General features: G+C 74.2%; 17 protein-coding genes and 1 pseudogene. 8 read left to right on the top strand and 10 right to left on the bottom strand.

Going from position 1 to position 20,840, the window contains the following annotated elements:
• Positions 1 to 168: 168 nt before the first annotated feature.
• On the bottom strand, positions 169 to 477 hold the full coding sequence (locus QSK20_RS16930; RefSeq protein WP_285789540.1) for an MGMT family protein: 309 nt from the start codon (positions 475 to 477) through the stop codon (positions 169 to 171).
• 61 nt (positions 478 to 538) lie between these two features.
• On the opposite strand from QSK20_RS16930, the gene proB reads away from it, so the two are divergent.
• The 3 genes from proB (at position 539) to QSK20_RS16915 (ending at position 4,234) form a co-directional block, all read left to right on the top strand.
• Positions 539 to 1,648, top strand: coding sequence for a glutamate 5-kinase (gene proB, locus QSK20_RS16925; protein WP_285789539.1), 1,110 nt, complete (start codon positions 539 to 541; stop codon positions 1,646 to 1,648).
• Between the two features lie 90 nt (positions 1,649 to 1,738).
• A complete protein-coding gene (locus QSK20_RS16920) occupies positions 1,739 to 2,983 on the top strand; it encodes a glutamate-5-semialdehyde dehydrogenase (RefSeq protein ID WP_285789538.1) in 1,245 nt (414 codons plus the stop codon).
• Positions 2,984 to 3,217: 234 nt separating this feature from the next.
• The gene (locus QSK20_RS16915; protein ID WP_285789537.1) at positions 3,218 to 4,234 is read left to right on the top strand and encodes a methyltransferase; all 1,017 of its coding nucleotides are present in this window, start codon (positions 3,218 to 3,220) and stop codon (positions 4,232 to 4,234) included.
• Between the two features lie 85 nt (positions 4,235 to 4,319).
• Here the strand turns inward: QSK20_RS16915 and QSK20_RS16910 are convergent, their stop codons facing one another.
• The 7 genes and pseudogenes from QSK20_RS16910 to QSK20_RS32270 form a co-directional block, all read right to left on the bottom strand.
• Positions 4,320 to 5,204, bottom strand: coding sequence for a prenyltransferase/squalene oxidase repeat-containing protein (locus QSK20_RS16910; RefSeq protein ID WP_352232295.1), 885 nt, complete (start codon positions 5,202 to 5,204; stop codon positions 4,320 to 4,322).
• 74 nt (positions 5,205 to 5,278) lie between these two features.
• Positions 5,279 to 6,527 (bottom strand): annotated as a pseudogene (moeZ, locus tag QSK20_RS16905) (adenylyltransferase/sulfurtransferase MoeZ).
• Positions 6,528 to 6,646: 119 nt separating this feature from the next.
• Complete coding sequence (locus QSK20_RS16900) at positions 6,647 to 7,528, bottom strand: DUF3152 domain-containing protein (protein ID WP_285789535.1); 882 nt, start codon at positions 7,526 to 7,528, stop codon at positions 6,647 to 6,649.
• A gap of 73 nt (positions 7,529 to 7,601) precedes the next feature.
• Positions 7,602 to 9,305 (bottom strand): tetratricopeptide repeat protein, encoded by a 1,704-nt coding sequence (locus QSK20_RS16895; RefSeq protein ID WP_285789534.1) that lies wholly within the window; start codon positions 9,303 to 9,305, stop codon positions 7,602 to 7,604.
• A gap of 336 nt (positions 9,306 to 9,641) precedes the next feature.
• On the bottom strand, positions 9,642 to 10,499 hold the full coding sequence (locus QSK20_RS16890) for a DUF3152 domain-containing protein (RefSeq protein WP_285789533.1): 858 nt from the start codon (positions 10,497 to 10,499) through the stop codon (positions 9,642 to 9,644).
• 18 nt (positions 10,500 to 10,517) lie between these two features.
• Complete coding sequence (locus QSK20_RS16885) at positions 10,518 to 11,477, bottom strand: alpha/beta fold hydrolase (protein ID WP_285789532.1); 960 nt, start codon at positions 11,475 to 11,477, stop codon at positions 10,518 to 10,520.
• Positions 11,478 to 11,500: 23 nt separating this feature from the next.
• Positions 11,501 to 14,161, bottom strand: coding sequence for a hypothetical protein (locus QSK20_RS32270; protein WP_502888918.1), 2,661 nt, complete (start codon positions 14,159 to 14,161; stop codon positions 11,501 to 11,503).
• 148 nt (positions 14,162 to 14,309) lie between these two features.
• Between QSK20_RS32270 and QSK20_RS16875 the strand changes: the two genes are divergently transcribed.
• Positions 14,310 to 14,975: a TetR/AcrR family transcriptional regulator gene (locus QSK20_RS16875; RefSeq protein ID WP_145837020.1), complete on the top strand. Its 666-nt coding sequence runs from the start codon at positions 14,310 to 14,312 to the stop codon at positions 14,973 to 14,975.
• Positions 14,976 to 15,039: 64 nt separating this feature from the next.
• On the top strand, positions 15,040 to 15,264 hold the full coding sequence (locus QSK20_RS16870; RefSeq protein WP_285789531.1) for a DUF3107 domain-containing protein: 225 nt from the start codon (positions 15,040 to 15,042) through the stop codon (positions 15,262 to 15,264).
• A 121-nt stretch (positions 15,265 to 15,385) separates the two neighbouring features.
• On the opposite strand, the gene QSK20_RS16865 is transcribed toward QSK20_RS16870, so the two are convergent.
• Positions 15,386 to 16,039, bottom strand: coding sequence for a ferritin-like fold-containing protein (locus tag QSK20_RS16865; RefSeq protein ID WP_285789530.1), 654 nt, complete (start codon positions 16,037 to 16,039; stop codon positions 15,386 to 15,388).
• A gap of 351 nt (positions 16,040 to 16,390) precedes the next feature.
• Here QSK20_RS16865 and QSK20_RS16860 point away from each other — a divergent pair, with 351 nt between their 5' ends.
• The 3 genes from QSK20_RS16860 to QSK20_RS16850 all read left to right on the top strand — a co-directional run bounded on the left by QSK20_RS16860 (position 16,391) and on the right by QSK20_RS16850 (position 19,871).
• Positions 16,391 to 18,061: a DEAD/DEAH box helicase gene (locus QSK20_RS16860; protein ID WP_285789529.1), complete on the top strand. Its 1,671-nt coding sequence runs from the start codon at positions 16,391 to 16,393 to the stop codon at positions 18,059 to 18,061.
• A gap of 87 nt (positions 18,062 to 18,148) precedes the next feature.
• Positions 18,149 to 19,330: a class I SAM-dependent methyltransferase gene (locus QSK20_RS16855; protein ID WP_285789528.1), complete on the top strand. Its 1,182-nt coding sequence runs from the start codon at positions 18,149 to 18,151 to the stop codon at positions 19,328 to 19,330.
• Between the two features lie 124 nt (positions 19,331 to 19,454).
• The gene (locus QSK20_RS16850; RefSeq protein ID WP_285789527.1) at positions 19,455 to 19,871 is read left to right on the top strand and encodes a helix-turn-helix domain-containing protein; all 417 of its coding nucleotides are present in this window, start codon (positions 19,455 to 19,457) and stop codon (positions 19,869 to 19,871) included.
• 32 nt (positions 19,872 to 19,903) lie between these two features.
• Here QSK20_RS16850 and QSK20_RS16845 read toward each other — a convergent pair whose 3' ends face one another.
• Positions 19,904 to 20,806 carry a DUF8832 domain-containing protein gene (locus QSK20_RS16845; RefSeq protein ID WP_285789526.1) on the bottom strand — a complete coding sequence of 301 codons (903 nt, stop codon included), beginning with the start codon at positions 20,804 to 20,806 and terminating at the stop codon, positions 19,904 to 19,906.
• Between the last annotated feature and the right edge of the window lie 34 nt (positions 20,807 to 20,840).

The following is a 20,840-nucleotide window of genomic DNA, read 5'->3' as shown; positions in this document are numbered from 1 at the left end:
GGTAGCCGCCGAACTCAACGGCCGACCACGCAAAACACTCGGCTGGGACACCCCAGCCGAGCGCCTCGCTAAACTCCTCACCGAAACCAGTTGATCACCTGTGTTGCAACGACCCCTCGAATCCGCCTTTTTGCGGAGCAGGGGTCCCCTGCAATCAACTCGGAGCGCTCATTCCTCCGGCTGCCAGTGGGCGGCGGTGATGTCCACCCGGTCGCCGCGCAGCGGGGTGCCCTCGGCGCGCAGCCGGGCCCGCGCCTCCCGCTCGTGACCGGGCGGGAGGCGGCCCACCGCGTTGACGACCCGGTGCCAGGGCACCCCTCCGCCGTGGCGGGCCATGATCGATCCGACCAGTCGGGCCGAGGCGCGTCCGCTGCGTTCCGCCAGCGCGTCGGCGACCGCGCCGTACGACATCACCCGCCCCGGCGGGATCCGCTCGACCAGATCCAGCACCGCCTCGACGTACTCCTCGGGTGTCATGGGCAGCCACGATATGGGAACGGCGGCGGGCTGAGCAGGACCGACCACGCAGAATGGGCGGGTGCGCGAACCAGTCACCTCAGCCCGACGCGTCGTCGTCAAGATCGGTTCTTCCTCCCTGACCACCGCCGGCGGAGGGCTGGACGAGGCACGCGTGACGGACCTGGTGGACGCCCTCGCCGCGTGGGCCGGGCACGGACGCGAGGTGGTCCTGGTCTCCTCCGGCGCGATCGCCGCCGGGCTCGCCCCGCTCGGCCTGCCCCGCCGTCCCCGCGACCTGGCCACCCAGCAGGCCGCCGCGAGCGTCGGGCAGGGCCTGCTGATCGGGCGGTACGCGGCCAGCTTCGCCCGGCACGGACTCACCGTCGGGCAGGTGCTGCTCACCGTCGACGACGTGACCCGCCGAGCGCACTACCGCAACGCGTACCGGACCCTGCGCAAGCTGCTCGACCTGCGGGCGGTGCCGATCGTCAACGAGAACGACACGGTGGCCACCGAGGAGATCAGGTTCGGCGACAACGACCGGCTCGCCGCGCTGGTGGCCGCGCTGGTCCACGCCGACCTGCTGGTGCTCCTCTCCGACGTCGACGCGCTCTGGACCGGTGACCCGCGCCGACCCGAGTCCACCCGGATCACCGAGGTCCACGGTGAGGGAGACCTCGCCGGGGTGGAGATCGGCGGGGCGGGCCGGGCCGGGGTGGGCACCGGCGGCATGGTGACCAAGGTCGAGGCGGCCCGGATCGCCACCGGCTTCGGCATCCCGGTGGTGCTCACCGCCGCGCCGCTGGCCGCCGCCGCGCTGGCCGGCGAGCCGGTGGGCACCTTCTTCCACCCGGTACGCCAACGGCCCACCGCCCGGCTCTTCTGGCTCGCCCACGCCACCTCCCCCCGGGGTCGCCTGCACCTCGACCCGGGTGCGGTCCAGGCGGTGGTGGGCCGGCGCAAGTCCCTCCTCCCGGCCGGGATCACCGCCGTCGACGGCGCGTTCACCGCCGGGGATCCCGTGGACCTGGTCGACTCCGGGGGCGCGCCGGTCGCCCGGGGGCTGGTCAACTACGACGCGGTGGAGCTGCCCGGCCTGCTCGGACGCTCCACCTCCGAACTCGCCGCGGCGCTCGGCCCGGCGTACGAACGTGAGGTGGTCCACCGCGACGACCTGGTACTGCTGTGACGGCGGGTGCGCCGGGTTCAGGTGGTTGCAGGGGTCCCCTGCTACGCAAAAAGCGGTAACAGGGGGCCCTTCCTAACAGGAAGGTGAGAGATGAGCGTTACCGAGCAGGCCCGTCGGGCGCGGGAGGCGGCGGGGGCGTTGGCCGTGGCGACGCGGACCGCGAAGGACGCCGCCCTGCACGCGATGGCCGACGCGCTGGTGGCGCGTACCCCGGAAATCCTGACCGCGAACGTGGCGGACCTGGCGGCCGGGCGGGACGCCGGGTTGAGCGCGGCCGTGCTGGACCGGCTGGCGCTGGACGCGGGGCGGGTGGCCGGGATAGCCGACGCGCTGCGGCAGATGGCGGCGCTGCCCGACCCGGTCGGTGAGGTGGTGCGCGGCTCGACGCTGCCGAACGGGTTGGAGCTGCGGCAGATCCGGGTGCCGTTCGGGGTGGTCGGGATCATCTACGAGGCCCGCCCGAACGTGACGGTCGACGCGGCCGGGATCTGCCTGAAGTCCGGGAACGCGGCGCTGCTGCGCGGGTCGTCCTCGGCGGCCCACTCGAACGCGGCGCTGGTGACGGTGCTCCGGGACGCGGTCGCCTCGGCCGGGCTGCCGGCGGACGCGGTGCAGCTGCTCGACGCCACGTCCCGCGACTCGGTCAAGGAGCTGATGCGGGCCCGGGGCCTGGTGGACGTGCTGATCCCGCGTGGCGGGGCGTCGCTGATCCGGACGGTGGTCGAGGAGTCGACCGTGCCGGTGATCGAGACCGGGGTGGGCAACTGCCACGTCTACGTGGACGCCGCCGCCGACCTGGCGAAGGCGGTGGCGATCACCCTGAACGCCAAGACGCAGCGCCTCTCCACCTGCAACACCGCCGAGTCGCTGTTGGTGCACGCCGACGTCGCGGACGCGTTCCTGCCGCCGGTGCTGGCCGCCTTCGCCGAGGCCGGGGTGACCGTGCACGGTGACGCGCGGGTGGCCGCGTACTCGGCCGCGGTGGTGCCGGCCACCGACGAGGACTTCGGCACCGAGTACCTGTCGGCGGACATCTCGGCCGCCGTCGTCGACTCGCTGGACGCGGCGGTCGCGCACATCCGGCGGTACGGCAGCGGCCACACCGAGGCGATCGTCACCGACTCGCAGGGCGCGGCCCGGGAGTTCGTGGCCCGGGTGGACTCGGCCGCGGTGATGGTGAACGCCTCGACCCGGTTCACCGACGGCGGTGAGTTCGGCTTCGGCGCGGAGATCGGCATCTCGACCCAGAAGCTGCACGCCCGGGGACCGATGGGCCTGCCGGAGCTGACCAGCACGAAGTACGTGGTCACCGGCGACGGCCACCTGCGCGGCTGACCGCGTTCCCGGTCGGGGTCGGCGGGTGCGCCGATCCCGACCGGGAACAGCCGGCACCCGGTCCGGTCCGGCTTCGCCGGTCCGGGGAGCGGAGCGCGGCGGCGAAGAGGGCATGCGACAGGGCAGACCGCGACAGGCGTCGACCTCACCGAGCGTGTCCGGCCAGTGGACACGCCGGTACGGACTATCGGATTGCCGACACCCAATCACGGGGAAAAATGATCACATGTCTTCATGATCACCCCCACTCCCCTCATGCAACTCGTGTCCGGTTACTGGGCCTTCAAGACCCTCGCCGCCGCCGTCGAACTCGACCTGTTCGGGCGGCTCGCCGGAGGGCGGGTGGTCACCCGTCAGGAAACCGAGAAGGAGTTCGACCTGCCCGAGCGGCCAGCGGACCTGCTGCTCGCCGCGTGCGCCTCCCTCGGCCTGCTGGAACGGGCCGGTGACGGCTACCGCAACACCGCGCTGGCCGAGGAGTTCCTCGTGCCGGGTCGGCCGCACTACTTCGGCGGCCAGGTGCGCTACTGCGACGAGCGCACCTACCTGCCCTACCACCGACTCGGCGAGGCGCTGCGCACCGACCGGCCGCTGACCTGGGACCCGGAGACGCAGGAGTCGCTCTTCACCACCGCCGACCCGGAGATGCTGGCGCTGTTCTGGGAGGCCATGTACTCCACCTCGGCCTTCACCGCACGGGCGCTCGGTGGGACGTACGACTTCGGCGCGCACCGGCGGCTGCTCGACGTCGGCGGTGGGGCCGGGGCCTTCCCGATCGAGCTGTGCCGGCAGTACCCGGAACTGGGGGCCACCGTCTTCGACCTGCCGCACGTCACGGCGAAGGCGGAGGCGAAGGTCGACGCGGTCGGGCTCGCCGACCGGATCGGCACGGCCAGCGGCAACTTCCTCACCGACCCGGCGCTGCCGACCGGCCACGACGTGATCCTGCTGAGCATGATCCTGCACGACTGGGACGAGGCGCAGAACCGGTCGATCCTGGCCAAGTGCCACGACGCGCTCCCGTCCGGCGGCGCGATCGTGATCTGCGAGCTGCTGCTCAACGACGAACGGACCGGTCCGCCGGCAGCGGCCCTGATGGGCATGACCATGCTGGTCGAGACCGAGGGTGGTCGGAACTACTCCGGCGCCGAGTACGCCGCCTGGCTGACCGACGCCGGCTTCACCGACGTACGGACGATCACGTTCGACGCGCCGGGGGCCAACGGCGCGGTGGTGGCCCGCCGCCCCTGAGCCGGTCGCGTCCGGGGTGTGAGCAGGGGCCCCCTGTTACTCACCAGGCGGTAACAGGGGGCCCCTGCTCACCGGCGAACCGGGTTCAGCGGAAGGCGCGGATCACCGCGAGAGTGGTGTGCACGTCGAACTGGTGGCCGTCGTCGCTGCTCCAGCCACCGTCGGTGCGTTGTGTGCTGGCGAGCCGGTGGCGGGCGGCCACCAGCGTCCACTCCGCCGCCGGCACGTCCACCCGGCGCAGGGTCGCCGCCAGCCAGGCCGTGTCGGCCGAGGACATGTCGCGCATCCGTTCGTCGAGCACCGCCCGGATCCGTGCCGCCTCGTCGTACATCTGCTGGAGGTGCAGCACGGCGGCGCTCAGCCAGCCCACCGGCAGGTACGACGGCCAGGTGCCGTCGGGGCGGAGGGCGTCGGCCAGGGCACGGGCGGCGGCGTGCACGACACCGGCGTACACCCCGCCCACCCGGTCGTCGAGCGGGCCGGCGGACCGGGCGTCGCGACCGGCGACGCTGAGCCGGAAGGCGGCGTTCGCGGTGAGGTAGAGCCGTGCCTCCGGGTCCCCGGGAAGGGCCCAGGCCGGGGCGGTGTCGGCCAGCGCCGCGTCCTCCTCCCAGCAGCCGTCGGGCTGCTGGCGGGCGGCGAGCCAGTCCAGCGCCGTCCGGGCGGCCGGACGGCCGAGCGCGCCGAGGTCGTCCAGCTCGCCGAGGCGGAAGCAGGTCGCGTCCACCGAGGTGACGTCACCCGCCCACACCGCCGGCCAGCCGCCGTCGGGCGTCCGCCCCACCTCGGCCAGGTCGAGGATCTCCGGCGGAGGCGGCGTGCCGGCGCGGAGCCAGCTGAGCCGCGCACGCTCCACCGCGTCACCGTGCGCCACGACGAAGCCGATGGCACCGTCCAGATCGACCACGACGACGACGCTACCGACGCCGGCCGGTTCCGCGCCTCGGTAGCTCGGCCGACGAAACCCCAGCTGGCGGGGGTACGCGAACCGGGGGCGGACGTGTTAGGGGCCCCGCCGGCCGGCGGGGCCCCTAAGTGGACGAATCAGTACGCGGGCAGCGAGGGATCGATCTGCTTGATCCAGGAGAGCACGCCACCCTGGACGTGCACCGCGTCGGAGAACCCGGCCGCCTTGAGCGCGGCGAGCGCCTCGGCGGAGCGGACGCCCGACTTGCAGTGCAGCACGATCTGCCGGTCCTGCGGGAACTTCGCCAGCGCCTCGCCGGAGAGGATCTCGCCCTTGGGGATCAGGGTGGCCCCGGGGATGCGGACGATCTCGTACTCGGCCGGTTCCCGGACGTCGACCAGGAAGACGTCCTTGCCGGCGTCCTGCCACTCCTTCAGTTCGGTGGCGGTGATGGTCGCGTCGACCACCGCCTCCTGCGCCTCGACCGAGACCGCGCCGCAGAAGTCCTCGTAGTCCTCCAGCAGGTCGGTGACGGTCGGGTTCTCGCCGCAGAGGACGCAGTCCGGGTCCTTCCGGACCTTGATCTTGCGGTAGCTCATCTCCAGGGCGTCGTAGACCATCAGCCGGCCGACCAGCGGCTCGCCGATGCCGGTGAGCAGCTTGATCGCCTCGTTGACCTGGATCGAGCCGATCGACGCGCAGAGCACGCCGAGCACACCGCCCTCGGCGCAGGAGGGGACCATGCCGGGCGGCGGGGGCTCCGGGTAGAGGCAGCGGTAGCAGGGGCCGTGCTCGGCCCAGAACACCGACGCCTGACCGTCGAAACGGTAGATCGACCCCCAGACGTACGGCTTGCCGAGCAGCACCGCCGCGTCGTTGACCATGTACCGGGTGGCGAAGTTGTCGGTGCCGTCGACGATCAGGTCGTACCGGGAGAAGATGTCCCGGACGTTGTCCCGGTCCAGCGCGGTGTTGTGGATCTCGACGGTGACCAGCGGGTTGATCTCGCGGACCGTGGCGGCGGCGGACTCGGCCTTGGACCGGCCGACGTCGGACTGGCCGTGGATGACCTGGCGCTGGAGGTTGGACTCGTCGACCGTGTCGAAGTCGATGATGCCGAGCGTCCCCACGCCGGCCGCCGCGAGGTACATCAGGGCGGGCGAGCCGAGGCCGCCCGCGCCCACACAGAGCACCCGGGCGTTCTTCAGCCGCTTCTGCCCCTCCACCCCGACGTCGGGGATGATCAGGTGGCGCGAGTAGCGGCGGATCTCGTCAACGGTCAGCTCGGCGGCGGGTTCGACGAGCGGGGGCAACGACACGGTGGACTCCCCGGGATCGGCGTTGGTTGCCGCGCCATTGTTGCTCGCCGGGCCGCTGGTCGGCCATGAGGAGGGACACGTCGCCCGACATGCGGGAGCGGGAATAACCGGCGGGCCCGCCCGACCGGCCGGGACGACCGCCGCCGGTACGGCTCGCGGCGGGCGGCGGCGACGTGCCGACGCGGGTCAGGGGACGAGGTCACCGGCGTACCGGCGGCCGTCGACGTACGGCCAGGCGTTGGCGACGCAGCCGGCCAGGCCGTACGTCTGCTGCTGCATGACCGGGGCGGGACGGCCGGGGCCGGGGCAGGCCTCGTGCAGCTCGCCGAACTCGTGCCCGACCTCGTGGTTGATCACGTACGCCCGGTAGACGCCCAGCGACGCGGCGTAGTCCGGCACCGCGGTGAGCCACCGGTCCAGGTTGATGATCACCTTCCCCGGCAGCCGGCAGGAGGTGTAGCCGGCGGTGTGCAGGCCGCCCTCGGCGCACATCCGCTCCGAGGTGGCGGCGGTGGCCAGGTAGACGGTGAAGTCCGCCGGCTCCGACCCGGCGACCCGCTGCACCCGCAGTTCGCCCGAGGCGATCCAGCTGCGGGGATCGGCCAGCGTCGCGTCGACCGCGTCGGCGAAGTCGGCCGGGTCCTGTCCGGTGCCGGCCTCCACGTCGACCCGGTACCGGTGGACCGGTCCGTCGGTGCCCGCCACCGGCGACCCGCCGGCCGCCGTCAGGAAACGCCCGCCCTCGTCGGCGGCCCGGCGCTGCTCGCCGTGGTCGCTCCGGGCGGCCGTGGGCCGGTCGTCCGGGTCCGTCGACGGGCCCGAGCCGGGGGCCGGGACGCCGCCGCCCTCGGTCCGCCCCCAGGGACCGAGGCCGGTCGAGGTGGTGGCGGACCAGAGCAGGGCCAGCGCCGCCGCCACGGCCACCAGCACGGCCAGCAGTGCGCGGGGGCGGGACCGACGGCGGCCGGCATCTGTCACCACTCCGGCCACCCCGCCGGGAGGGCCACCGACCGGGTCGGTGGGGGCGGCGGGAGCACCGGGCCCGCCGGAAGGGGTAAACGGTCGCATACCAGCAGGATGCCCGGTAAATCAGAATTAATCTCCCGATTCGCCTACAAAGCCGCACACTGCGGGCCTGCGGTCACCCGGCCATCGTGCGCCGGCAGCGGGCGAGTTCCACCCGGAGGTCACGGCGCAGCGCCCGGTCCAGACCGGGCTGGGCGAGCGCGTGGGAGAAGTCCCGGGCGGCCTCGTCCCACCGGCCGAGCCGCATCAACGCCGTACCCCGGTTGTAGTGCGGCACGGGCGCCGCCGACAGCGCGACCGCCCGGTCCAGGTCGGCCACGGCGGCGGCGACCTCGCCGCGTTCGAACCGGACGGCCGCCCGGTTGGTCCACGCCTCCACCAGCTCCGGGTCCCGGGCCAGAGCCCGGGTGAGCAGGTCGTCGGCTTCGGCGGCGCTGCCCCGCTCCGAGCAGATCAACCCGAGGGTGCACAGCAGGCCGGCATCCTGGGGCGCACGGGCCAGCCCGGCCCGCGCGCCGGCCTCGGCCGCGTCGAGCGCGCCGCGCTCCCGGTGCAGGTTGACCAGGGCGATCCGGGCGTCGAGGTGCCCGGGGTCGATGGCGAGCACGCGCTCCAGGTCGTCGCGGGCCCGATCGACACGGCCCCGCTCCTGCTGGAGCACGGCCCGGTTGTAGTACGCCTCGGGTAGGTGCGGACCCAGCCGGATCGCGGTGGCGTAGTCCCTGATCGCGGCCCGGGAGCGGCCCGCCGCCCGGTGCAGGGCCGCGCGGTCCACGTAGTACTCGCAGTTGCCGGGATCGTGGGCGACCACCGCGTCCAGGTCGGCCAGGGCCCGTGTCGGATCACCGAGGGCGAGGTGCACCTGCGCCCGGTTGTGACGGAGCCGGGCCAGGTCCTGCGGGCGCTCGCCGGGGGCGAGCACCGCCGACAGCCGGGCCAGGCCGTCGTCGATCAGCCGTAGCGCGCGGTCGGGCTCACCGGCCCTGCTGTCCAGCAGCGCCAGGCCCTGCTCGTAGAAGACGGTGGAGACCGTGCGCTGCCGGGGATCGTCGAGGCCGGCGGCGAGGTCGAGGGCCCGTTCCAGCCAGTGGCGCGCCCGTTCCGGCTCCTGGTCGCCCGCCGGCAGGTGCCGGGCGTACAGCATGGCGGTGGAGTACGCCGCCGACATGGTGATCTTCCGGTCGTCGGTGGTGGCGCGCACCTCGTCGTAGAGCCGCAGGGCCTCGGTGGGGCGGTCCAGCGCCACCAGGGCGGTGGCCAGACCGGTGGTGAACGCCCACCAGTTCCGCAGATCGTCGGCCGGGCCCACGGTGGCGCGACCGTCCCGGGCGACCCGGGCCGCGTGGTGGTAGAACCCGCGCGCCAGGCTGTCCCCGAGGGCGGCGCGGACAGCTTCCGGCGCCGGGTCGGCCACCGTCGCCGGGTGGTCGCCACCGTCGCGCAGCTCCAGCCTCAGCGGGGACGCCCCGACCCGGCGGACCAGGGTCTCGATCAGCTCGCGGGTGGTCTCGTCGGCGTCGGCGACGTGTGCGAACCGCACCGTGACCGGGCGACGGAGCCGGTCCGCCCAGGCCGCTACGAACTCCGCGGCACCGTAGGCCAGGCAGGCGGTGCGTCGCGCCGGATGGAACCGGATCGGCTCCTCCTCCGCCGCGGGTCGTGCCGTCCGGTCCAGGCCGGGCGCGATGGCGTGGAGTTCGACCCGGTGGCGGGCGGCCAGGCGGGGGCGGTCGGTGGCGACGCGCCCGAGGAAGTCGGCGACCCCGGCGTACGGGCCGAGGTCGCGGTGGCAGTCGTAGTCGCCGGACGCGTCGGTCACGGCCGGGCCGATCGCCGCATGGGCGGGCGTCCGGGGACGCCCGCCCGGCCGGTAACTACCAGCACCACTCGAACCAGAGCCGGCGGGCGCCGGACACCAGACGCAGGGTGCTCGTGCGACGAATGGCCATCTTCCTCATCGGACCTCCACTGTGATTCACTTCATGATCGCCTGAGCGTAGACCCGATCGGTCGATATATGAAGAGTTCTCACGATAGATCGACAGCGGGAACGTGCCTGGTCACCCTGGGTGCGGGTACCGGTAGGACAGGTGATCGGCGCGAGCGGCCCATCGGTCGAAAGTCGACATCCTGGGCCGCCCCGCCAGGAGGGGACTCAGAGGCGTGGGCCCGCGTACCGCCGGCCGTCGAGGTACGGCCACGGGTTCGCGACACAGCCCTTCAGGAAGAGCGTCTGCTGCATCATCACCGGCGCCGGCCGCCCCGGCTTCGGGCAGCGCTCGTGCCGGTATCCCAACTCGTGGCCCACCTCGTGGTTCACCACGTACGCCCGGTAGACCGCCAACGGCACCCCGGCGTCCACGAAGTGCGGCACCGACGTCCGCCACCGGTCGAGGTTGAGGATCACCTTCCCGGGAGCCCGGCACGAGGTGTACGGCCGACCACCGACCCGGATGTCCACCCCGCCCGCCGCACACATCCGGCCCGCCGTCCGGGGCGTCACCAGATAGACGGTGAAGTCGTGCGGCGCGTTCCCCGGCACCCGTTGCAGGCGGAGCCGCCCGCCGCCGATCCAGCTGCCCGGCGCGGCGAGCACCTGCTCCACCTCGGTGCCGAACGCCCGGACGTCCTCCCCGGAACCCGTCTCCACCGCCACCCGGTAGCGGCGCAGGGTGCCGGCGCGGCCGAGCAGCTCACCCGGCTGGTCGTCGTAGCCGAAGGTGCCCCGCCCGGCCGACGGCACCGGACCCGGCATCCGCAGCAGGGGCGGGGACGCGGTAACGCTCGGCGACAGCGACAGCGACGGCGTGGGCGACGGCGCGACGAGCGGACCGACCGGTCCGGCCGTGGTCGGTCCGGTGACCGCCGAACCGGTGGTGGCCGGTCCGGTGCCGGACCGGGCGGGCAGCACGGCCGTCACGGCCGCGACCACGACCGCGACCGCCGACGCGGTCAGGGCGTATGCCAGGACCCTCCGATGTGGACGGCGCGGGCGGGAGGAAGTCGTGGACATCCCGCTCAGGGTGCCACGTCACCCCCGGTCACGCACTTGCGCCACGTCGTCGAGAAGTCCCAGAACCGCACGGGCCACCGTGCGGGGCAGCTCCATCTGGGCCACGTGCCCGGCATCCAGCATCAGCAGCCGGCTGTCCGGGATCACCCGGGCCGTCTGCGGCGCCACCCGTACGTCGACCAGCCGGTCCTGCCGTCCGCCGATCACCAGCGTGGGGGCCCGCACCGCGCCGGCCATCCGCCACAGCGAACCCGAACCCGGCAGGTACGACCGCAGGAAGCTGGAGACGATGCCCCGGAACGTGCGCACGTACGCGGCGGCGTGGTGCGCGGTCTGATGCCGGAGCCGGATCTCCTCCAGCGCCTCACGGCGGCGCTGCTCACCGATCCGGGTCAGGTCGGCGACGCACGCCGCCAGCACCTGCTCGGCCATCAGCTCGGGAGCCAGCTGGGCCAGCCGCCAGGCGGCCAGCCGCTCGCCCCGGGGGATCACCAGCAGGGGCAGCATCCGCCCCTGCAACGAGCGGCGGAAGTCGAGGAAGGGCAGGGCGGGCGAGATCAGCGTCAACGTCCGGACCAGCTCGGGTCGCAGCGCCGCCACCCGGACCGCGACCGCCCCGCCCAACGAGTTGCCGAACAGGTGCACCGGTCCCCGGTCGGAGTGCTCGATCCACCGGGTGATCCGGTCGGCGAAGGACCCGATGGTGTAGCGGCGGGCCGGATCGCTGTGCCCGAATCCGGGCAGGTCGACGGCCTGGCCGTCCAGCCGCCCGGCGAGCAGCCCGGCCAGGTCGGTCCAGTTCTGCGCCGATCCGGCCAGGCCGTGCAGATAGAGCGCCGGTTCCGCGCCCGGCGCGGTGGCCGGGGTGTCCCGGACGTGGATGACCGAGCCGTCGAGGAGCACCGACCGGCCGGGCCAGGGCGGTGGGATCCGGTCGGCGGGGAGCAGGTCGTCCGGACCGAGCGTCGCGGGCTTCATGTCTCCAGTCTGCCGCCCGACGCTCAGGTCAGCAGCGCTTCCAATCGACGGTTGACCGCGGCGAGGGTGGCCCGCACCACGGCCTGCCGGGGGTCCGCGCCGGAGACCAGTGCCGAACCGGCCAACTGCTCGACCCAGCCGTCGCAGACCAGCAGGACCACCACCGTGGCCACCTCGCACGTGCCGAAGGGCACCACGGCGGCGTGCTCGACGAAGCACCGCCCGCGCCCGGAGCCGGCGACCCGGAGCAGCTCGTCGACGGCCGCCGCGGCGGCCACCGCGCAGAGGCGCAGGACGTACCCGTCGACGGCCGGTCCGACGGCGCGACCGGAGGCGTCGCGCGTGCCGGCCTGGAGGCGTACCTCGACGTCCGCGTCGAGGCCGAAGGTGCTGACCTGCACGTGGTCGATCACCACCCGGGGGCCGGGGGCGCCGCCGGTGTCCAGCGGCCGGGACGGCGCGGTCTCCGTCGTGGTCCGCTGCCCACCCGAGTACGAGGCGCCCAGCGTCGCCGGGCTCCCGGTGGCCCCCACGGGGCTTCCGGCGCCCCCGCCGCCGAAGGCGGCCCAGGGGCTGAGCTGCTCTTCCACGCTGGCCCGGCCCTGGGGTGTGCCGGGTTGCCGGCGACGACGGCGAACGTCGGCCGGCACCTCGGCCCGCCCCTCGGGCGGGGCGATGCGGCGGCGCACCGGCGGGTCGGGCGTGGGCGCCGGACCGGGCACGTTCTGCGGCGCGGCGGCCAGCCCCATCCGCTCCTGGAGCAGACGGGCGACCAGACGGCTCACCTCGGCCGCGTCCGCCCCGTCGGAGAGGTCGAGCCGCAGGCTGTGCGCGCCGGCCGCGGTGCGACGCAGCGACGCGTCGCGCACCCCGGTGACGCCCCGGACGGCGTCGAGGATCGCGTTGACGTCGAAACCCTCGGGGCGTTCCTGCGGCGGTGCCGACTCGTCCTCCCGTCTCAGGTGGGTGGCGATGCGGGCCAGTTCGGGGGTCTGGGCGGGGGGCTCCACGGCTGGCGGCTCCGGCACGACGGGCACATCCGGCTCGGCGGGTACGCGCTGGGGCAGCACCGCCGGCGTGCCGCCCGGATGCCGGTCGGCGACGGCGGACGGGGCCGGGGACACCGGGTCGGGCGCGGATCGACGGGCCGTGTACGGGGGTGCGCTCGCCGGGGCGGGCGCGGGTGGGGTGGGATCGACGCGCCCGGCCGCGCCCGTGGCGGGTGCCGCGAGCCGACCGGCTCCGGCGGGGTCCGGGTGGCGACCGGCCGACGGGGGATGATCGGCTTCGGCGGCCTCGGGCCGGAGTCGGAAGGGCCGGACGGTACGGGCCTCGGGACGGACGCCGGGCGGCTCCGTCGGTTCGGCCGGGGACGGCACGGGTGGGGCAGCCGGGGACGGCACGGGTGGGGCACTGGACGGCGCGGCCGTCGGGCGGCCCGCCCAGGTGTTCGCGTCCACCGGCGGGTACGGCCGGCGTGGCTCGGCCTCCGGCTCGTAGGAGCGTCGCCCGGCGGCCCGGTACGGCACGGCCTCCCCCGACGGCACCCGCGCGTCACCGCTCTCGGCGACCCGGTACGGCGTACCGGCCTCGGCCGTCGGTGTTCGGTCGGGAGCGGGCTCCGGCCGGGGCGCCCGGCCGGGAAGGGGCTCCGTCGACGGTGACCGGGGGACGGCGGGGTCGGTCGACGGGGCCCGCACGGCGTCGGGAAGGCGACGCGACTCGGGCTCCCGGGCGTCGGACGGGGGCGCCCAGGTGGGCGGCACGTCCTCGGGGGACCGCTCCTCGCGGAACCGGCGACCGGTCGGCTCGTCGTCCTCACGGTGCCGCTCGGCGCGGGACCGCCGGCCACCGCCACCCTCCTGGGACCACGGCGGTGCCCAGCCGCCCCCGGCCCAGCTCGGACGCTCCGGTTCGGTGGGCGTGTTCCAGGGCCGGCGCTCTGCGTCGGCGGCGGACGACTGCGCCGGGGGCACCGATGTCGGGCGGCTCCCCTCGGCCCGGTGGTCCGCGTGCGTGGCCGGGGGCTCGTCCGAGGCGTGCCGCGCCGGCCGGCCCTCGGCGGAGAGGGTCGGGTGCGCGCCGGTGGGATGACGGAGCGTCTTGGGGTCCACCGCCGGATGCGTCGTCGCCCCGCCGGCCTCCACCACCGGGTATCCGCCGGTGGGGTGGCGGACGGCGGCGCCGTCCGAGGGCAGCACCGGCTGCCCGCCGGTGGGATGACGGAGGGCGGCGGCCTCCCGGCTTGGCTCACCGGTCTGTTCCAGGGCGGGCGAGGGCCGCTGCGCCGGGACGGCGAGCCGTCCGTGGTCGGGGTCACCGGCCGGGCCGGGAGGCGCGCTGACCGGCACCTGTCGCCCGCCCGGGGAGTCGTCGCGGTGGACGTGGCCGTTGAGCCGCCGGCCGTTGACCCGGCTCGGCAGCTCGCTCACCTCGTCGGCCCCGGGCACCGGGGCGGGCAGGTCGCCGTGCTGCGGAGACGACGAGGCCCAGCCGTGGCCCGGGTCGGAGGGACGCCACTGGGTTCGGGCCGGTTCCCCCCGGAACCCGCCGTCGGCGGCACGGGACCAGCCGGCGCCCGATGGCGCCCATGCGCTGGTCGAGTGGGCCAGGTCATCCTGCTGACCCGTCCCATCGCCGTGCTCTCCCGGGGTGGCGGCACCGGGTTGCCCTGTTTCATCCACCGCGCGCTCCTTGGTCGCCCCCGCTGAGGCTACCGTGTGGTGACAGTGGCGATAAGTTACAGCGGCGGGCCAAATTCCACGGCGGGGCGAGTGATCCGGCCGGTCGGGGTAGGAGTACCGGCTCGTACGAGGAACATCGGAGGTTCCCATGACAGCTGTGGGGAACGGCTCACAGACGGCGGGTCGTCCCACGCGCCTGCCCCGGTCGGCGCGGCGCAAGCAGCTGCTCGCGGCGGCCCAGGAGGTATTCGTCGCGCAGGGCTACCACGCGGCGGCGATGGACGACATCGCCGAGCGGGCCGGCGTCTCGAAGCCCGTCCTCTACCAGCACTTCCCGGGGAAGCTTGAGCTCTACCTCGCCCTGCTGGACACCCACTGCGACGGGTTCCTGGCCAAGGTGCACGAGGCGATGCGGGGGACCAGCGACAACAAGGAGCGGGTCAGCGGGGCGGTCCGGGCGTACTTCGACTTCATGGACCACGAGAGCGAGGCGTTCCGCCTGGTCTTCGAGTCGGACCTGCGCAACGACCCGGCCGTCCGCCAGCGGGTGGAGCGGGTCGAGCAGGGCTGCATCGCGGCGATCACCGACACGATCATCTCGGACACCGGGGTCAGCCGGGCGCACGCCGAACTGCTCGCGTCCGGACTGGTGGGGGCGGCCGAGACCGCCGCGCAGTTCTGGCTGGGCGGGGGACGGCAGGTGCCGAAGGCGGAGGCGGAGGCGTTGCTCGCCGCCCTCTCCTGGCGGGGCATCGCCAGCTTCCCGTTGCAGGGTGAGCCGGCCGCGGGGGCGGGGCAAACCGAGTCACCGTGACCATCGCCTGCCCGGATCGGCTAGCCTTCCCAGGGCGGTCGTTTCGCCCGGATGAGGAGGCACAGTGGAGGTCAAGATCGGCGTGCAGTACGCGCCGCGTGAGCTGGTCGTGGAGAGCGCGCAGTCGCCGGCCGAGATCGAGCAGATCGTGACCGACGCCATCGCCGGCGACGGGACGCTCTCGCTGACCGACGAGAAGGGCCGGCGGATCATCGTGCCGGTCAGCAAGCTCGCCTACGTGGAGATCGCCGAGGCCGCGCCGCGCGCCGTCGGGTTCACCGTCCGCTGACGGGCCGGTCCACCCGGGTCGCCGCGGCAGGTGTCGGAAGTCCACCTGCCGCGGACCGGCGCCGGAGCGCCGTGGGACGGTGCCCCGGCACGACCGGTGACGGTGCGTCCCGGTCGAGTGTTCAGTTGTTGAGTCCGACCGCGCCCATCCGTGCGGTGTGCGCGGCGGTCAGGTTGCGGAACAGTTTCTGCGGGTCCCCGTCCTCGCCCCGCGCGATCAGCCCGGTCAGCGTGCCCCGGTCGGCGGCGGCCACCCGGCCCGCCTGGGAGAGCCCCTCCCCCACCAGCCGTCGCGCCCACATGGAGAGCCGGTTGGCCACCCGGGGGTCCGTCTCGATCGCCGCCCTGATCTCGGCGGCGGCGAAGTCGGCGTACCGGGACTCGTGCAGCACGTCGAGGACCAGTTGCCGGTCCGGCTCGACCAGCGCGTCGGCGATCTGCCGGATGAAGTCGTCGGCGATGGCGTCCCCGACGTACGCCTTGGTCACCGCCTCCAGCCAGTCCTTCGGCTCGGTCGAGTCGTGGTACGCCTGCAACGCCGTCACGTACGGCGCCATCGCGTCGTCGGGCGACGCGCCCAGTTCGGTGATCCGGTCGGCGAGCCGCCGGTAGTTGACCATCTCCGCGGCGGCCATGGCGCTCAGCTCGGCCCGACGTCGCAGATCGGGAGCGAGCCGGGCGTCGGCGGCCATCCGGTCGAAGGCGAACAGCTCGCCGAGGGCCACCAAACCGAGCAGATCGACGACGGCGGACGAGGGTGCGGGGGCGGCGGACACGAGCGCAGGTTACCCGTCGACGGGACGGCACGTGGGGCAGCCGATCACGGATTCCCGAACCGCAGATATTGTGACCTGCATCACAACATAGACCCCCGCGTGGACCGCTCCTCGCCCGGACCGGGACGTCGTCCGGGTTAACCAGGTAGTATGGAGCAGTTGCCGTGGGCGCCGTTGGAGATGTTCGCCCGCCGCAGGCGCGGCCGACGATCCGGCCGGACGTCCTGCCCACGGCGCGCGTGCGGCCCGGTCCGGCATGGCGTTCTGCCGCCGACCGTGTGGCCCGCGCCATACCGAACGCGCCCTGCGGACATGACGGGGCGCACCACGAGAGGGCACCCCCAACACCACATGAGCGAACAGAATCTCCACACGGACGGCCAGGAACTGGCCCCCACAGATCTCCCCACCGAGGGCCAGGAACTGGCCCCGACCGCTCCGGTTCGCCCGGAGGCACCCACCTTCGCCGCGCTCGGCGCACGGCAGGAGACCGTCGAGGCGCTCGCCGCCGCCGGCATCACCCGCGCCTTCGCCATCCAGGAGTACGCGCTGCCGATCGCGCTGCGCGGCACCGACCTGATCGGCCAGGCCCCGACCGGCACCGGCAAGACCCTCGGCTTCGGCGTACCGCTGCTCGAACGGGTCTTCGCGCCCGGCGAGGGCAGCGACGGCGTGCCGCAGGCGCTGGTCGTCGTACCCACCCGTGAGCTGGGCATCCAGGTGGCGAAGGACCTCGCCGCCGCCGGTCGCACCCGGGGCGTGCGGGTGCTGCCGATCTACGGTGGCGTCGCGTACGAGCCGCAGATCGAGGCGCTGCGCAAGGGCGTCGAGATCCTCGTCGGCACCCCGGGCCGGCTGCTCGACCTCGCCAAGCAGAAGCACCTCCGGCTCGACCGGGTGCACGCGCTGGTGCTGGACGAGGCCGACCGGATGCTCGACCTGGGCTTCCTCGACGACGTCGAGAAGATCCTGTCGATGCTGCCGGAGGACCGGCAGACCATGCTCTTCTCGGCCACCATGCCGGACCCGATCGTCACCCTCTCCCGGCGCTTCCTGCGCCGGCCGGTGACGATCCACGCCGGGCACACCGCCGAGACCGGCCCGTCGCCGCAGACCCAGCAGCTCGCCTACCGCACACACTCGATGAACAAGATCGAGATCGTGGCGCGGATCCTCCAGGCGGAGGGGCGCGGCCTGACCATGATCTTCACCCGGACCAAGCGGGCCGCCGACCGGGTCGCCGAGGACCTCGACTTCCGGGGGTTCGCGGTGGCCGCCGTCCACGGCGACCTCGGGCAGGGCGCGCGGGAGCGGGCACTGCGGGCGTTCCGGGCCGGCAAGATCGACACCCTGGTCGCCACCGACGTGGCCGCGCGCGGGATCGACGTCAGCGGCGTCACCCACGTGATCAACTACGACTGCCCGGAGGACCAGGACACCTACACCCACCGGATCGGCCGGACCGGCCGGGCCGGGGCGACCGGGGTCGCGGTGACCTTCGTCGACTGGGACGACATGCCGCGCTGGCGGATCATCGACAAGACCCTCGGACTGGACCTGCCCGAGCCGCCGGAGACGTACCACACCTCCGCGCACCTCTACACCGACCTGGGCATCTCCACCGAGATCACCGGCACCCTGCCCACCGCCGAGCGGACCCGGGCCGGGCTCTCCGCCGAGGTGGAGGAGGATCTCGGCGGTGGTCGCCGCCGGGGCGAGGGTGGCCGGCGTGGCGAACGCCCGCGCCGCTCCCGCCGGCGCGGCTCCGACACCGCGCCCGACGGCTCGACCACGGAGACCGTGGTGACCGACGAGGAGACCGCCCGCACCCCGCGCCGCCGGCGTCGCCGCCGGGGCGGGGAGGTGGTCTCCGACGGAGAGCCGACCGCGGTGATCACGGAGGACGCCGCCGGCGCCCCGACCGGTGCCGCCGAGGGCGAGGCGAAGCCCCGCCGTCGCCGTCGCCGTCGCGGTGGCTCCGGTTCCGCCACCGGTACGCCCGCCGAGGCGATCGCCGACTGACCCACCGCACGCCCGACGTCCCCCGCACCGGTTCGCCGGTACGGGGGACGTTCGTTTCCGACCCACACCGGTATGGATGATGGAGCGATGCCCGTACCACTGGACGACGCCCTCACCGACCTGCGCTCCCTGCTGCTCGGCCCCGCCCTGACCAGGGCGGTCGCCGCCGGACGACGCCGTGGGCAGCGTCCCTCGGTGGTACGCGCCGAACTCCGGCCGGTCACCCTCAAGGCCGGCCCCCGGCTCCAGATCTCCACCTCCGACGGGAACCGCCCGCACACCCGCAACGTCGCCCCGGGGCAGGAGGCGGACGAGGCCGTCGACGCGCTGCTGGCCGAGCCGTTCGGCAACTGGCACGTGGAGACCACCGACGCGACCGTCCAGCTCCGGGTGACCAAGTCCGGCGAGGCGCAGGTGCACCGGGCCGCCGCCAGCCGCCCCGCCGCCGCGTCCGACGGTCACGACCGGGAGAAGGAGTACCTGCTCGACCCGGGTGACCCGATCTTCGCCGAGATCGGCGGGTCGGCGGCGAAACGCCGACAGGTGGACGCCTTCCTCCGCGCTCTCGCCGCCACCCTGCCCGACGAGCTGACCGATCCCCTGCGCGTGGTCGACCTGGGCTGCGGCAACGCGTACCTGACCTTCGCCGCGTACCGCTACCTGACCCGGCGCGGCGTCGACGTGGAACTCGTCGGTGTGGACGTCCGGGAGGACCAGCGGCACCGCAACAGCACCCTCGCCGAGCGCCTCGGCTGGGCCGACCGGGTCCGGTTCGTCGCCGGCACCATCCTCGACGCGGAGGTCGACCCGGCCCCCGACCTGGTGCTGGCGCTGCACGCCTGCGACACGGCCACCGACGAGGCGCTGGCCCGGGCGGTCCGCTGGCGGGCCCGTTGGGTGCTCGCCGCCCCGTGCTGCCACCACGACCTCGCCGCGCAGCTGCGGGCCCGACCCGCACCGGCCCCGTACGAGCTGCTCACCCGGCAGGGCATCCTGCGGGAACGCTTCGCCGACGTGCTGACCGACGCGCTCCGGGCCGGGCTGCTCCGGTCGCACGGCTACCGGGCCGAGGTGGTGGAGTTCGTCGACTCCCGCCACACGCCCCGGAACCTGCTGATCCGGGCCCGACGCGGCACCGGCCCCGGCACCGACGAACAGCGCGCCGAGTACCGCGCCCTGGTGGGACAGTGGCAGGTCACGCCCCGCCTGGAGACCCTCCTCGACGGCGGCGCGGACCGGAAGCCGGAATTGGTTGACCGGCGGCAATGATTGCCGCCGGTGTACCGGATCAGGGGTGACCAGCGAGGCGATCGGGCGACCCCCTGACCTGCCGGGGGTACTACGCTCGAAGACGCACCGTCCGGTGCGACCGGCCGGAAAGGGACACCCGACCATGGGCTCCGCAGAGGTTTCGCCGCAGATGGCCTTCGCGCGCTTCGTCCGGCGGGCCATCGACGACGCCCGCCAGGAGCGCGGGTGGACCGTCACCGACCTGGCCACCCACACCGGGGTCGGCCGGTCCACGATCTTCCGTTGGCTGGCCGGCGACTGGCAGGACTATCCCGAGTTGGCCAAGGTCCGTGGCTTCTGCGCCGCCCTGGACGTGCCGGTCGCTGCGGCGTTCCGGGCGCTCGGCCTGCCCGACGGCGCTCCGGTGGCCCGGCGTCGGGTCGACGACGCCCCGGTCGAGGCGGACGTCCGGGTGATCCTCGACCGGCTCGCCGACCCCGCCGTCCCCACCGAGGAGAAGCACCAGATCCGGGACCTGCTGCGCTACCTCGCCCACCGGCCCGCCCGACGCGCGGGCTGAGCCCCGCCGCGACGGCGCAGGGGCGGTCAGGGTCAGGGCATCGTCACCGTGTACTCGGCGGTGTGCACCTCACCGGCCACCTGGAAGTCGAGGTAGAACCGGTAGCGACCGGGGCCGGGCACGGTGAGCCGGAACATCACCGCGTTCCCCGCCAGTTCCGTCTCCGGATGCACGTGCAGGTAGCCGAGGTCGCCCTCACGGAGCACCACCAGGTGCCCGTACGCGCCGAGGTAGCGCTCCAGCGTGGGCGTGCTGTCGCCGACGCGCACCCGGAACGCCATCGGCGCGTTCACGCCGATACGGGGGTCGCCCTGGAAGTCGACGGTGAACCGGTCGACGGTCGCGGTCCGGGCCGGCGGGGGCAGCTCCCGGGGGGTGTACGCGCCGGGGACGACCAGGTCCACCCCGAGGGTCACCGGCGTCTGCACGTTGTCGGCGCCGATCGTGGAGAAGTCGGCGTACGCCCGCCAGATCCCCGGCTCGGGCAGCGTCAGCGGGATCGACCAGGTGCCGTCGGCGCCCATCGTCGGGTGCAGGTGCTGGAAGCCGGTGAGGTCCCGGCGCACCACGATCAGGTGCATCGGCTTGTCGTGCACGATCGCGAACCGGGTCACCGGCCGCTGCCCGGCCTCCTGGATCTGGAAGCGGAACTCGCCGGCCCGACCGGCGGTGAACGTCACGCCCAGCGGGGCGAGGGTGTAACCCGCCGCGGTGACGGCGAGGCCGCCGGCCTCCGTACCGCCGTCGAGGTGCTCGTGGACCGGCGTGCCCGCCGGGTGGGTGTGGTCGGTGCCGGCCGTGGTGGTGGACGCCCCCGCCACCGACGACGGGTGGGGGTTGAGCCGCCCGATGCCGAAGCCGGCGATCAACGCGAGGACCAGCCCGGCCACCACCAGCGCCAGCCGGAGAGTGCTGACGGGGAACTGGTCGTTCATGCGGTTCACGGTACCGTCGGAACGGCTGGTCACC

This window comes from Micromonospora sp. NBRC 101691 (genome assembly GCF_030269285.1).
GTDB classification, from domain to species: Bacteria; Actinomycetota; Actinomycetes; order Mycobacteriales; family Micromonosporaceae; genus Micromonospora; species Micromonospora echinospora.
Note: the sequence above shows the minus strand (reverse complement) of the source record. Positions and strands in the feature narration are given on the sequence as shown.

What these genes read in the sequence shown, in the direction of transcription:
- QSK20_RS16845 (WP_285789526.1), bottom strand. Translation starts at nt 20,806, where the DNA reads ATGAACGACCAGTTCCCCGTCAGCACTCTCCGGCTGGCGCTGGTGGTG.
- QSK20_RS16860 (WP_285789529.1), top strand. Translation starts at nt 16,391, where the DNA reads ATGAGCGAACAGAATCTCCACACGGACGGCCAGGAACTGGCCCCCACA.
- QSK20_RS16915 (WP_285789537.1), top strand. Translation starts at nt 3,218, where the DNA reads ATGATCACCCCCACTCCCCTCATGCAACTCGTGTCCGGTTACTGGGCC.
- QSK20_RS16875 (WP_145837020.1), top strand. Translation starts at nt 14,310, where the DNA reads ATGACAGCTGTGGGGAACGGCTCACAGACGGCGGGTCGTCCCACGCGC.
- QSK20_RS16900 (WP_285789535.1), bottom strand. Translation starts at nt 7,528, where the DNA reads ATGCGACCGTTTACCCCTTCCGGCGGGCCCGGTGCTCCCGCCGCCCCC.
- QSK20_RS16855 (WP_285789528.1), top strand. Translation starts at nt 18,149, where the DNA reads ATGCCCGTACCACTGGACGACGCCCTCACCGACCTGCGCTCCCTGCTG.
- QSK20_RS16890 (WP_285789533.1), bottom strand. Translation starts at nt 10,499, where the DNA reads ATGTCCACGACTTCCTCCCGCCCGCGCCGTCCACATCGGAGGGTCCTG.
- QSK20_RS16930 (WP_285789540.1), bottom strand. Translation starts at nt 477, where the DNA reads ATGACACCCGAGGAGTACGTCGAGGCGGTGCTGGATCTGGTCGAGCGG.
- QSK20_RS16850 (WP_285789527.1), top strand. Translation starts at nt 19,455, where the DNA reads ATGGGCTCCGCAGAGGTTTCGCCGCAGATGGCCTTCGCGCGCTTCGTC.
- QSK20_RS16920 (WP_285789538.1), top strand. Translation starts at nt 1,739, where the DNA reads ATGAGCGTTACCGAGCAGGCCCGTCGGGCGCGGGAGGCGGCGGGGGCG.
- QSK20_RS16885 (WP_285789532.1), bottom strand. Translation starts at nt 11,477, where the DNA reads ATGAAGCCCGCGACGCTCGGTCCGGACGACCTGCTCCCCGCCGACCGG.